General features: G+C 53.3%; 13 protein-coding genes. All 13 read right to left on the reverse strand.

Features of this window, described 5'->3' with window-relative positions; all coding sequences use genetic code 11:
* Positions 1 to 3 precede the first annotated feature (3 nt).
* The 13 genes from wcaI to QLG09_RS00265 are packed head-to-tail and all read right to left on the reverse strand — an operon-like array spanning position 4 to position 12,666.
* Complete coding sequence (gene wcaI / locus QLG09_RS00205; RefSeq protein ID WP_014170816.1) at positions 4 to 1,227, reverse strand: colanic acid biosynthesis fucosyltransferase WcaI; 1,224 nt, start codon at positions 1,225 to 1,227, stop codon at positions 4 to 6.
* The gene (locus tag QLG09_RS00210) at positions 1,224 to 1,703 is read right to left on the reverse strand and encodes a GDP-mannose mannosyl hydrolase (protein ID WP_072126435.1); all 480 of its coding nucleotides are present in this window, start codon (positions 1,701 to 1,703) and stop codon (positions 1,224 to 1,226) included. Before QLG09_RS00210 ends, wcaI begins: the two co-directional genes overlap by 4 nt.
* 2 nt (positions 1,704 to 1,705) lie before the next feature.
* Complete coding sequence (locus QLG09_RS00215; protein ID WP_014170818.1) at positions 1,706 to 2,671, reverse strand: GDP-L-fucose synthase; 966 nt, start codon at positions 2,669 to 2,671, stop codon at positions 1,706 to 1,708.
* A 2-nt stretch (positions 2,672 to 2,673) separates the two neighbouring features.
* Positions 2,674 to 3,795, reverse strand: coding sequence for a GDP-mannose 4,6-dehydratase (gene gmd, locus QLG09_RS00220; RefSeq protein ID WP_014170819.1), 1,122 nt, complete (start codon positions 3,793 to 3,795; stop codon positions 2,674 to 2,676).
* A gap of 24 nt (positions 3,796 to 3,819) precedes the next feature.
* Positions 3,820 to 4,368, reverse strand: a complete 549-nt coding sequence (gene wcaF / locus QLG09_RS00225; RefSeq protein ID WP_020883264.1) for a colanic acid biosynthesis acetyltransferase WcaF — start codon at positions 4,366 to 4,368, stop codon at positions 3,820 to 3,822.
* 15 nt (positions 4,369 to 4,383) lie between these two features.
* Positions 4,384 to 5,130 (reverse strand): colanic acid biosynthesis glycosyltransferase WcaE, encoded by a 747-nt coding sequence (wcaE, locus tag QLG09_RS00230; protein WP_014170821.1) that lies wholly within the window; start codon positions 5,128 to 5,130, stop codon positions 4,384 to 4,386.
* Positions 5,131 to 5,146: 16 nt separating this feature from the next.
* Positions 5,147 to 6,367, reverse strand: coding sequence for a colanic acid polymerase WcaD (gene wcaD, locus QLG09_RS00235; protein ID WP_020883262.1), 1,221 nt, complete (start codon positions 6,365 to 6,367; stop codon positions 5,147 to 5,149).
* On the reverse strand, positions 6,342 to 7,559 hold the full coding sequence (gene wcaC, locus QLG09_RS00240; protein ID WP_282488664.1) for a colanic acid biosynthesis glycosyltransferase WcaC: 1,218 nt from the start codon (positions 7,557 to 7,559) through the stop codon (positions 6,342 to 6,344). Before wcaC ends, wcaD begins: the two co-directional genes overlap by 26 nt.
* A complete protein-coding gene (gene wcaB / locus QLG09_RS00245) occupies positions 7,556 to 8,047 on the reverse strand; it encodes a colanic acid biosynthesis acetyltransferase WcaB (RefSeq protein WP_014170825.1) in 492 nt (163 codons plus the stop codon). Before wcaB ends, wcaC begins: the two co-directional genes overlap by 4 nt.
* On the reverse strand, positions 8,047 to 8,889 hold the full coding sequence (gene wcaA / locus QLG09_RS00250) for a colanic acid biosynthesis glycosyltransferase WcaA (RefSeq protein WP_014170826.1): 843 nt from the start codon (positions 8,887 to 8,889) through the stop codon (positions 8,047 to 8,049). The genes wcaB and wcaA overlap by 1 nt, the downstream gene beginning before the upstream one ends.
* Positions 8,890 to 8,911: 22 nt before the next feature.
* Positions 8,912 to 11,074: a tyrosine-protein kinase Wzc gene (wzc, locus tag QLG09_RS00255; RefSeq protein WP_020883260.1), complete on the reverse strand. Its 2,163-nt coding sequence runs from the start codon at positions 11,072 to 11,074 to the stop codon at positions 8,912 to 8,914.
* 2 nt (positions 11,075 to 11,076) lie between these two features.
* A complete protein-coding gene (wzb, locus tag QLG09_RS00260; RefSeq protein WP_063215308.1) occupies positions 11,077 to 11,520 on the reverse strand; it encodes a low molecular weight protein-tyrosine-phosphatase Wzb in 444 nt (147 codons plus the stop codon).
* A 6-nt stretch (positions 11,521 to 11,526) separates the two neighbouring features.
* Positions 11,527 to 12,666 (reverse strand): polysaccharide export protein, encoded by a 1,140-nt coding sequence (locus tag QLG09_RS00265; RefSeq protein WP_014170829.1) that lies wholly within the window; start codon positions 12,664 to 12,666, stop codon positions 11,527 to 11,529.
* Positions 12,667 to 12,841: the final 175 nt, after the last annotated feature.

Consider the following 12,841-nt stretch of genomic DNA (forward strand, 5'->3'; position numbering starts at 1 on the left):
GATTTATCCCCGTATATCTGCAATAAATTGGCTCAGCACGTTCTCTTTCTCGAGCGTGCGTTCGGCATATTCACGTGCCACCGTGTTCGTTTTTGGCATGGCAAGTGCCCGTTCAATGCCAGTGACCAGCGCCGGGACCGATTCCGGTTCCACGCAAACGGCGATCCCCGGATAGCTGTCGCACAGCTGGCCTAATTCTGTTTCGGCTTCCGCCGTGATCACCGCGTTACCGCCCACTGCCAGAATGTTGGTCAGCTTGGACGGTAGCACCGCGTCTGCCGCACCGCGCTTTTGTACTACCAGATGGCAGTCGCCCATCTTCAGCAACGCAGGCAGTGCCTCGTAAGACTGAAGCGGGAAAAATTTCACGTTCGTCAGGCCGCGTTCGTTGGCCATTTTTTCCAGTCGCGCTTTTCCGCCGCCCTGCCCGACGATGACAAACATCCAGGGTTGATGGCTCAGTTGCTGTGCGGCGTCGATGACGCTCTCAAGCCCCTGCTTCTCGCCGATGTTGCCTGAGTAAAGAATGATTTTTTGGTCGTCAGGCAGACCGAGCTGAGCGCGTAGCGCCTGAGCATCACTGTCTGTCACGTCGCGAAAACGCGCCACTTCAGACCAGTTGGGGAAAAAGATCACTTTTTCCGCCGGTACGCCCTTCTCCTGCGCTTTGTTCATCATTGAGCGCGAGATGGTCGAGACATAATCCACGTTATGCAGGCCGCTGCGCTCGAAGGCGCTGGCGAGTTTCGCCACCTTCCCGCTCTTACCTTTGCCGGCCATTCCCAGGCCGAGCATGGCGTCCACTTCATAATCCTGAATGTGAAGCAGCGTGCGCGCGCCGGAGAGTTTGCCCAGCAGGCGCATGCCTGGGGTGCAGAACAGCGTTGGCACTACACCGATAATGCGATCCGGCTTCCAGCGACGTTGCGCCATCAGCGGGAAGAAACTGCTCAGGGCAAAGCTGCCCAGATGAAGTAACCGCTTCAGCGTTGAAGGCTGTTTCGGCACGTACAGCGGGCAACGCCAGACGGTCGCGGCACCCTCTTCGCGACGGTAGCGCCAGCCTGAATAGCGCTCACCTACTTTCCATTCCGGGTAGTATGGCGGCGCGGTAATGACCCGCACGTCATGTCCCTGGCTCGCCATCCACTCGACCATTTCGCCGGTGTATTTACCGATGCCGGTTAACTCCGGCGAATAGTTGATTCCGTACACCAGAATTTTCATAAGCCCGGCACTCCGGACTGACGATCGGCCAGGAAATAGGCACGACTGTTGTCATGCACATTGTCACTGGCCAGCAACGCCTCTGGCGTCTGCCAGCGGTAGTCGTCATGCTGAGAATCAGGCAGACGCAGGTCTGCCTCACTCACCTTCAGGCGAAAACCGAGCACCACATAGTGCGTGGTGAAACCGGTGCCCGAAAAGTTATCGTCATAGAAGTGCTGCCAGACCCCGTAAAACTGGCCTGCCGCCATCGGCAGTTGCAGGCCCAGTTCCGCCAGAGTGAGACGCTCAAAAGCATTTTCCAGCGTCTCATCCTTCTGCACGCGCCCGCCGGGCACGAACCAAAAGCCCTGTGCAGGACGGTTGGTTCGTTTTCCCAGCAAGAACTCGCCGCGTTCGTTTTCCACCACCAAATCAATTGAGATGAGCGGAGTGGAACGCACTACCGTGGCAAAATCTTCCTGACTTAAAAACATCATTACCCCCGGAAGCGGTGCTGGTTTTCAAGGAACCACTGGTAGGTGCTTGCCAGCCCCTGCTCCAGTGATACCTCGTGATACCAGCCCAGCTGATGCAGACGGGTCACGTCCAGCAGTTTGCGCGGCGTGCCGTCCGGTTTGGTGGCGTCAAAGACCACGCGGCCTTTGTAACCCACCACCTGCGCGATGGTTTGCGCCAGCTCACGAATGGTGCAATCCACGCCAGTACCGACGTTAATGTGCGACAGCATCGGTTCGGTGTTTTCCTGCCACACCTCACGATCCAGCTCCATTACGTGGATGCTGGCAGCCGCCATGTCATCCACATGCAGGAATTCACGCATTGGCGTCCCGCTGCCCCACACCACCACATCCGGTGCATTTTCGGCCGTTGCTTCGTGGAAACGACGCAGCAGCGCCGGGATCACGTGCGAATTGCTCGGGTGGAAGTTGTCATGCGGTCCGTACAGGTTGGTCGGCATCACCGAACGATAGTCGCGGTTATACTGACGGTTGTAGGATTCGCACAGCTTGATCCCGGCAATCTTGGCAATCGCATACGGCTCGTTGGTTGCTTCCAGCGTGCCCTGCAGCAGTTCGCTCTCAGCGATCGGCTGCTTCGCCATTTTCGGGTAGATACAGGATGAGCCGAGGAACAACAGCTTATTCACGTTGTGCAGATGCGCTGCGTGAATGATGTTGCTCTCAATCATCATGTTCTCGTAGATGAAATCCGCCGGATACGTGTTGTTGGCAACAATGCCGCCCACTTTCGCCGCCGCCAGATACACCTGGTCAATACGTTCACTGGCGAAGAAGTCCTGTACCGCTTTGCTGTCGAGCAGGTTCAGCTCGTCACGGGTACGGACAATCACATCAACATCACCGCGCTGTTCAAGCTGGCGAACAATCGCGGAACCCACCATTCCGCGATGACCCGCGACAAAAATACGTTGTTTTGTCATTCTCAGGACTCCAGCGCGATGGCAACCTCGTAGCCATGAGACTTGAGCAGGGAGTGTTTTTTCGCTGCTTCAAGATCTTTGGCAACCATCTCGGAAACCATCTCCTGCAGAGTCGTTTCTGGTTTCCAGCCCAGTGTTTCGTGTGCTTTGGTTGGGTCGCCCAGCAGGGTTTCCACTTCAGCAGGACGGAAGTAACGTGGGTCAACCTGTACAATCACGTCGCCAGGTTTCACGCCCGGTGCGTCATGGCCCGTTACGGAAACCACGATGCCTTTCTCTTCCACGCCGGTACCTTCGAAGCGCAGTTTGATACCCAGCTGAGCGGCAGCCATCTCAACGAACTGACGTACGGAGTACTGCACGCCGGTTGCGATAACGAAGTCTTCTGGTTTTTCCTGCTGCAGCATCATCCACTGCATTTTTACGTAGTCTTTGGCATGGCCCCAGTCACGCAGGGAATCCATGTTGCCGAGGTGCAGGCAAGATTCCAGACCCTGTGCGATGTTAGCGATAGCGCGGGTGATTTTACGGGTAACGAAAGTTTCACCACGACGTGGGGATTCGTGGTTGAACAGAATGCCGTTACAGGCATACATGCCGTAGGATTCACGGTAGTTCACGGTGATCCAGTACGCGTACAATTTCGCCACGGCGTACGGAGAACGTGGGTAGAACGGGGTAGTCTCTTTCTGAGGAATTTCCTGCACCAGACCGTACAGCTCAGAGGTGGATGCCTGGTAGAAACGGGTTTTCTTCTCAAGGCCGAGGAAGCGAATCGCTTCCAGCAGACGCAGCGTACCCATTGCGTCAACGTCAGCGGTGTATTCCGGAGATTCGAAGGAGACCGCAACGTGGCTCATCGCGCCCAGGTTGTACACTTCATCCGGCTGCACTTCCTGCAGAATACGGGTCAGGTTGGAAGTATCGGTCAGGTCGCCGTAGTGCAGATGGAATTTCGGGTTCGCCGCATGAGGATCCTGATAAATGTGATCCACACGTTCGGTGTTGAATGAAGAAGCACGACGCTTAATACCGTGTACTTCATAACCTTTTTCCAGCAGCAGTTCTGCCAGGTAAGAACCATCCTGTCCGGTAACGCCGGTGATGAGAGCGACTTTAGACATGTTTATATTCCTCTACTTATGAATTTAATCAGTTTCAACGCGTTCGCGTATCACCACTGCGGGGTTGCCACGGCAAATTTTATTTGCCGGTAGCGATTTAAAAACGCTGCTGCGGGCACCGACTACCGTGCCATCGCCAACAGAAACACCAGGTGCAACAAAAACATCTGTCGCCAGCCAGCATTTTTCGCCAATCACAATCGGAGTGGCGGTAATATCAAAATGCTGACTCATAAAATCGTGACTGCCGGTGCACAAATAACACTTCTGTGAAACCACCGAATTAGCACCAATCGTAATATCGCCAAGGGTATATAACACCGCGTCATCCCCTACCCACGCATAATCCCCAAGCGTTAATTTCCACGGGTAGGTAATTTTTACCGACGGGCGAATGACTACGTTTTTTCCGATTTTTGCGCCAAACAGTCGCAATAAAAAAGCTCGCCAGCGGTACAGTATTTGCGGTGACCAGGCAAATAAGGTGGCCTGTACGGCCCACCACAACTGCACTTTAATACCACTCCCGCCCCGAAAGCCTTTCGGCACGGAGAAACCTTTAAGATCCTGCATTACGTTTCCTTATATTCAGGCTTTGTTATATAAGGTTTTCGTTTTACCCGTGGTACGCAGACGTAATAAATAAGATAATTCCGCCCAGAACCCCGGCACGCCTAATATTTTACGCTGCACATTTCTGGCATCCTGGCACAGTTCCAGATTATTAGACGTTGACACGCCGCCCATTGAAAATTCAGATACCAGCCCTTTAATTCGACGGAACGGGTAACCTGATTTATACAGGCTGGCAGTCAGCGCATAATCTGAAGAAACTTTATACTGCAGATCGTAAGGCTGTTTTTTCAGACCTTTTACCGGGAAGAAAATGGCCTGATGGCTGGCTGGCAAACTGTGGTAGATATACCAGCCGGGTTTCGCACTGCGGCAAACTTTATGGCCATCGCCAAAATCGAGCAGCGCGTCGCCAATGTACATCGCATCCTCTTTCTGGCGCGCCAGCTGACGGGCAAATAACGCCACATCCTCATGAAATACGTCACCGGAATTCAGGAAGATGGCATAACGGCCCTGCGCCATGTCGATGCCTTTATTCATCGCATCGTAGATGCCTTTATCTTTCTCGCTGATGAAACGTAAGTTGAACTCACCGTTGAGTTTTTCCAGAAACTCCGCCGTACCATCGTTCGAGCCGCCATCGACCACAATCCACTCAAAGGTGAGGCTTGGATCGCGCGCCAGGTTGCGCAGCGAGCGCCAGGTTTTTACCACCCCTTCGTAATTACGAAAAGCGACAGTAATGACGCTAAGAAACATAAATCACCTCATTTCGTCATACGTTCGTAATATTAAGCGCTTTGCGCAGAATAAACGGACAGACAATCAAGAAAGCATATTCCGGGCTAAATATTGACCCGGTAAAAAACAACGACACCGGTGTAAACAGATAAAGCTGCACGCGAAAGTTCTGGTTATCACCAAACGCGTTAATCATCATTTTGAAAACTTTAAACAGATACCACAGTGTCAACAGTACGGCGAACCACGAAAAATAGATAATTAACAGATACAGGCCATTGTCTATGGTTTTACCGACATCCGCACCGTTAAAGATTCCGAATGATGCAACATATTCGTAAAGTGAGCCGAATCTTACTACACCATCGATATGGGTTAAGGAATAACCCACCATCACCAGTGGACCAATGATACGATAATAGGATGACGAGCCTTCGGTTCCCAAATCTCCCAGGCGTTCTGAGATGTACGGGAAGGCAAATATCACGCCAACCATAAATACTGTCAGAGAGATAATCGCCAGCGGCAGTTTTTTCTTAATCGCATCTTTGTTCAGGTACTGGAACGCCCACTCCAGCAGGTAAAACAGGATAAATGTCATTACCCCTGAGAACGATCCTGACAGAACAATTCCTGCAAGAATCATAGCATCGGTCTTAGGGGTTTTGATACCAAACTGTTTGATGCTGAGCCAAATTGAGATTAGTGCCAGAGCAAAAAACGCCGGTTCAAAATAGAGGGCTGTCGTACGCTTTCCGCCAAACTTGATGAAGTTCAATACATAGCTGTTACTGTAAATGAGATATTTCGAAATTATCTCCATCAGGCTACTGCCACCGGTCAAAATAATTTGCGCCATTTCCAGTGCAGCAAGCATAACAATTAACGCAACGGCAATATAAAAGAACCTAAGGATTTTCCGATAATTGTGTGGCGAAATAACCTTGAAACGAATACTCCAGACCATGCCAATAATAATGACAATATAAACAAACAGCATGGTGGAGGTGACGTATTTACTGGCATCCAGAGACTGACCAAAGATGTAGTTAAATAGCGTCAGACCCACGCCCAGCCCTAAGGCCATCATCAGCTTCTTGAGGTTGATTTTGTCGACATACAGCAGAAGCAGAACGGGCAAGAAGGTCACTATGGTTATCGGGAAGCTTTCGCCAAGCTGGGCAATTTTGACGTTGACCAGCAGGTAAATCAGCGGCAGCAGCAGATAACTACAGACTCTGATAGAACGAGACATATTCCTCCAGCATCTGTTGTCCACTGTAGGCCTTGCGGCTGCGGTTGCGGAACGATTCCAGGTCGGTACCAAAAACGGCCTGCGCGATCTGCGCCTTCGACAGTTGCACCAGAGGCAGCACCTCATGCTCCGCAAACGTGGTCCCGCCCGATTTTTCCAGCACTTCACGTGCCGCATCGCTGTGGGTGGCAATCACCGGCACACCGATGGAGAGCGCTTCGCACAGGATCAGCGGGTAGTTATCCACGCGCGAACTGAATACCAGCGCATCCATCCCATTGAGGGCGCTCATCAGTTTGCGCTTGTCGGTTTCAAACCCGTGATTCACCACGTTAGCCCCTTCGAACGGCGAGAACTTGCCGAAGGTGTGCAGTTCAATCTTGTCACCCAGCGCCATCATGTCGCGCACCAGCTGCTGATTGGTTTTGCCGTCGTAACGCAGGTCATGCGCAACGATAGCGATTTTTGGTTTACCCGGGGTTTCTGCAACCGGGGTAAGTTCGGCCAGAATCGCTTCCGTCGCCACGTCGATACCGTTATTGATGATCTGACAGCGCCCTGCCCCATACAGACTGTTAAAGGCATCGGCCACGTGCTGGCTTGGAGAGATAAACGTACAGCCGAGCGAGAGCATGTCGCGGAACAGCTGGCGCTTTCCGGCCACCAGCTGATGGGCACGATCTACTTTCACCGGCGGATAGTTGCTCAGCGTTGGGCACTTCTGGCAGTCGCTTTTCCAGCCTTCACACCCGTCGGTAAAGGCGCAGCGACCGGTCACGCTCCAGTGATCGTGCAACGTCCAGACGAAGCGGGTATCCGGTTTGTGGGCCTGCACATTCTGGCAAAACGCTACCACCTCTTCCAGATTCAGCCAGTAGCTGTGAAGCACGTGGAAATGCAGCACAACCGGCCCCTGGGAGCGCGTCACGGTGCGATAAAGGGTATTAAGATTGCCAAACAGATCGCGGTTAAACAGGCGGAACAAGGCAATGTTGGCCACGGAAGTCAGGCGCGGCGTGTGCTTATGCACCTGCGGGTAGTTATCGTGGCTGACGCTTTTCTTACCGCCTTTGCCATAACCGTAAATAAAACGAGACTGAAGTCCTTTTTGCAGCGCGCGCTGGTGAAGATCCAGCGCCACACCGGCCGCCCCGCCCTCTGCGAGACGGACGTTAAATTGCAGAATGTTCATTTGATCACCTTCACGCGGGCTTTCTCACCCACCACCAGCGCGTTATCCGGAATACTGTCCAGCACCACGCTGCCTGCGCCTATCGTGACGTTGTTACCAATCGTGATGTCGCCAATGATGACCACGTTCGCACCCAGCTCGACGTTATTGCCAATCACCGGGCAGGCCAGGCTGTCGGGCCCACGGTTACCGATGGTGACCGCGTGGCGAATAGTGAAATCATCACCGGCTACAACGAATTTGTTGATCACCACGGCATAACCGTGATGAATGGTAAAACGGCGACCAATGGTGGCAGCGGCCTGAATTTCATAACCAAAAAAACATTCAGTAATGATGCGGTACAGCACCAGCACCGGTGCTGCCCAGAGATTGTTTAAAACATTTTTCTTGCGCCACACCGAGCAAAAATGCGCGATGCGGTACGCCAGAACCATGCAGCACGGGCGCAGGCTCCAGCTGTTAGCGCGGCAATCTTCCAGAAACATTATTTCCCCCGAAGTCCATCAGCCAGACGCTTGCCGTTACGCACGGACAACAACGTGAGCAGCGTGCGCCAGTTCATGCGCTTATTGCGGATCTGATAGAGGGTAAACAGCTGATACTTCCGGCTGGCACGGTCGAACTTGTCCTTGTGCTTGCGGTAAAAGTGGAAGTAACCAGAGAATTTCTTCGGCGACGAGGTAATTTGCATCTCCCCGTGATTGATATGCAGGATCTGCGTCGCCTCTTCCACCTTCCACGGCTCGCCATACTCCATCACCATGCGCAGGAAGATGTCGTAATCCTGCGCAGCCTTCAGCTCGGTATCGAACAGGCACTCCTTAAAGCGCCACGCCCAGGTAAAGACCTGATTACCGATGATGTTGCGTTTATAGAACAGGCGGCGTGAGTAAGGCGATTTCGGATACAACGGCAGGCTGGCAGGCTGCGAGTAAACTTCACCCTGACAGACATAGTCGTTGGCATACAAAAACGCATGCGTCACCAGCTGTGCTTTGTGCGACAGGAAGATCGACAGACGGTTCGGCGTCCATTCGTCATCGTCGTCGATGCCGGTCAGATACTGGCCTTTAGCCTGCATAATCGCCTGGTTACGCACCGCGCACGCACCGGAGTTAATCTCGTTGTGCGTGTAAACCACGCGCGGGTCGTTAAGGTCAGTCACAAACTTTTGCAGCTGTTCGTACGAGGAAGAACAGTCATCAACGATGATCAGTTCCCAGTTATCGTAATCCTGTCGCAGCACAGATTTTATTGCGCGGATCGCCAGCTGCTGACGATTCCATGTCGGCATATAAATAGAAACTAAAGGGCGTTGTGTAGTCATGGTCTTCCCCGAAAGCTAACGATTAGTGACTGTCAGACTTGTATTCGTACTCGTAGTAACCGTAGTCCTGGTAACCGGTCGCACGACGGAAGATGGAGTTCAGGATCACCCCTTTCACTTCAATTCCGTTTTGCTCGAAGCGGCTCAGGCTGGTTTCCACTTCCTTCAGCGTGTTCACCGCGTAACGCGCCACCATCAGCGTGGTGCCGGCATGGCGGCCCACAATGGCGGCATCGGTCACCGCCAGAATTGGTGGGGTATCAATCAACACCAGGTCATAGTTTTTGCTCGCCCACTCCACCAGCTCGCTAAAACGTTCACTCATCAGCAGCTCTGATGGATTTGGCGGCACCTGACCACGCGGAATAAGGTCAAACTTCGGCACCGTCGTCGGTTTTGCACTCTGGCTAATCTCACCTTTGCCCAGCAGGATTTCCGACAGCCCGTTGACGTTATTGGTACCCAGCAGTTCGTGGGTATAGCCCTTACGCATATCACAGTCGATCAGCAGCACCCGTTTATTGGTCTGGCTCACCACCGCCGCCAGGTTGGCACAAACAAAGGTCTTACCAATTGACGGGCTGACACCGGTCAGCATCAGGACGTTGTTTTTGGCCTGCATCATGGCGAAGTGCAGACTGGTACGCAGACTACGAATCGCTTCGATGGCCAGATCGGTTGGGTTACCCACGGCCAGCAGCTGGCTTTGTTTGTAACGCTTAACGCCTTTGGTGGTTTTGACGCTGTCACGCGATTTTTGCCACTCCGACAGCGGGATGCTGGCGTAGACGTTGATACCGCTCTCTTCCAGTGCCTGCGGGCTTTCGATTCCACGGTTGAACAGCGAGCGAAGCAGCACGCCAACGATGGAGAGGATAAGACCCAGAATAATGCTGCCGAGAATGATGAGGGCTTTCTTCGGCTTCAACACCCCAGGCTGGGTGATGGCCGGGTCAACGATGCGCACATCACCAACGGTACTGGCTTCGGTGATTTTCAGCTCCTGCTGTTTATTCAGCAGCTGCATGTACACCTGCTGTCCGGATTCCACATCGCGGGTCAGACGTACGATTTCCTGCTGCGTTTTAGGCATCGCAGTGACGCGGTCGTTGAGTTTCGCCTTCTCTTCTTCCAGCGTGCGGCGTTTCTCAAGCAGCGTACGGTAGGCCGGGTGACGCTTGGTATAAAGCTTGGAAATCTCCGCTTCTTTGAAGGTCAGCTCGTTAAGCTGCGCATCAATGTTAACCATCGAGTCGAGAACGGATTTCGCTTCCAGCGGCAGGTCGACAGAGTCTTTATCCTGACGATAGGCGTTCAGCTTGTTCTCGGCATCATCCAGACGAGCGCGGACTTCCGGAAGCTGTTTAGCGAGGAATGCCAGGCTTTTCGCCGCTTCAGCCGATTTACGCTCAACGTTCTGCTCAAGATAGTTGCGGGTGATGCTGTTGAGGATGTCGCGGATCTGATCCTTATCTTCACCGGTAAAGGTCATGCTCAGGACACCGGTGTCCTTGCCGTTTTCGGTGACGGTGAGGTTGTTCTGCAGATTGTTAATCATTCCCAGCGTGGAGAATTTGGTCACGGTAAATTCACCGCCCTCCTGGGCGTGGATCGCGCTGACCATCATGCTGACACCCTGTTTCGTCAGCATCTGCCCCACTTCACCGCGCGCGCTAAAGCCCGCATCGCTGGTCAACTGGTACTGTTTCGGGCCTAACACCGTCAGGGTAAAGGTCTGATCCGCGCTTCCTTTTGGCAGCACAAAGTCAGTCACTTTGACCGTGTCGTTGCTGCGTCCCATCAGACGGTCCCAGCCGGCACCAAAGATCGGGAAGGTATTTTTGGTGACGGAAATATCAAGGCCGAGGTCGTGAACGGTTTTACCCAGAACCAGGCGCGACTGGATCAGCTGAATTTCCGCATCGGAGGCCGGCGGTTTGTTCGCCAGTGCGGAGCCAATGTCCTGCACCAGCGAGTTACCGGTATTCTGCTCAATCTGCACCAGCGCATCGGCACTGTAGATGGGCGTCGCAAACAGCGTATAGACGACGGCCGCCGCGGCAAACACGGCGGTGATCCCAAGCACCCACCACTTTGCCTCTACGACGGTGCCGACCAGGCGACCAATATCGATTTCATCACTGCCCGAAGTCGGGGCGGCAGAAGGTTTTGTTTTTTCTGTCATTGTTATCCCTGCTGAGCTTTCAGTGCCTGCGCCCACTGACGGGCAGACTGGTCAAGTAAGGTGTATACCGCCTCGAAGGCCTCATGGCTTTTGCGATATGGATCGGGGATTTCGCGTTCATTGTCCCAGTGACCAAACAGCATCACCTTGCCGCGCATCTCCGGTGCGATATCACACAGCGCATGGATATGGCGTTTTTCCATCGTCAGGATCAGGTCATACTCCCGGCACATACGGCCGGTGACCTGACGGGCGATGTGCCCGTCGAGCGAAAGGTTATGATCGCGGGCCACGCTCGTTGCGCGCTCATCGGCACCTTTACCGACCAGCGCACCCAGCCCTGCGGAGTCAACGGTCAGTTCGGGCTGGTAGAGTTTCAGCAGCCGTTCAGCCGTGGGGGAACGGCAAATGTTCCCCACGCATACCACCAGAATTTTGTTAAACATCGCGGATTACCAGGTATGAATGTCGCGCGCCGTATCCGTCATGTAGCGAACGCCACTGATGGTTGGCAGCAACTGGTTGATCAGACGGTTCCAGCGGGCAACCGGTGCGGTGGTGACATACACCACATCGTATGGCTGGAGACGGAACTCCGTTGCCATCACCAGAGACGTCGCATCGGACATATCCAGCTGGTAGATGTTGGCAATCTTGCCTTTCGCACTGCCCTCACCTTTCAGCGGACGGATCACGAAGATACCGGTGGCGTTGGAGGTGGTCAGATCAATACCCTCTGCATTACCCAGCGCTTCGGTCAGGGTCATGCCGCTGAAGTCCATTTTGAGGGTGCTCTGTTTCTTAACTTCGCCCATCACGAACACTTTCAGATCGTCATTGCGCGGTACGTAGAGAATGTCGCCCGGATAGAGCAGACGGTTCTGAGTCAGGTCACCGTTTTGCATCAGCGCCTGCAGCGAAATGCGCTGCTCTTTGCCGTTGTGCGTCAGAACCACGTTGCGCCAGTCGGCACCGTCGGTTAAACCGCCGGCGGCGTTAATGGCATCCAGAACGGTCAGCGGTACGTTGGTGATGGCCTGTTGGCCGGATTTATTCACCTGTCCGGAGATATAGGCTTTTTGCGAGCGGAATGCGGCGATATTAACGTCCACCTGCGGATCGGCGATGTACTGCGCTAAGCGGCCGGTAATATCACTGCGGATTTCGGCGAGCGTTTTCCCGGCAACGTGTACCTTGCCAATATAGGGATAGAACATGGTGCCGTCTGACTGTACCCAGTTACCGGTGTCGCTTGAGCTACGGTACTGGCCCGCTGGTGTGGTCAGTTCAGGGTGGTCCCAGACGGTGACGTTGATGACATCACCCGGCCCCACGCGGTACTGGTAGGAGGCAATCTCCTGATCCAGAGACATATTCGGCTGAGCAACATTCGGACGTGGGCGTAATTGTTCGACCAGACGTGGCGTGAGTGGATAAACATTCACCATTTTGTCGAGATCAAAATCGGCATCCTGCTGCTTGATCACATCCTTACCCATTGTTGACATATTGCTGCCGGGAAAGACCGTACAACCACTCATCAAGGTCACAGACACCAATAATGGCATCAATTTCATTTTGGATTTCATCATTGATTATTTATCACTTTGGCAGAGTAATTATCCTGTGCAATTTAAAATAAGCCGGGTCGTATTGGGTTTCAGCATGCAGTTAATCAAATAGAAATATAACTGGCATCAGTCCTAAAAAAAGCTTATTCATCCATTGGCTATTGACAGAATAATCGAGGCTGATTCACACGCTTTC

Source organism: Enterobacter sp. V89_11, from assembly GCF_029967775.1.
GTDB lineage: Bacteria > Pseudomonadota > Gammaproteobacteria > Enterobacterales > Enterobacteriaceae > Enterobacter > Enterobacter ludwigii.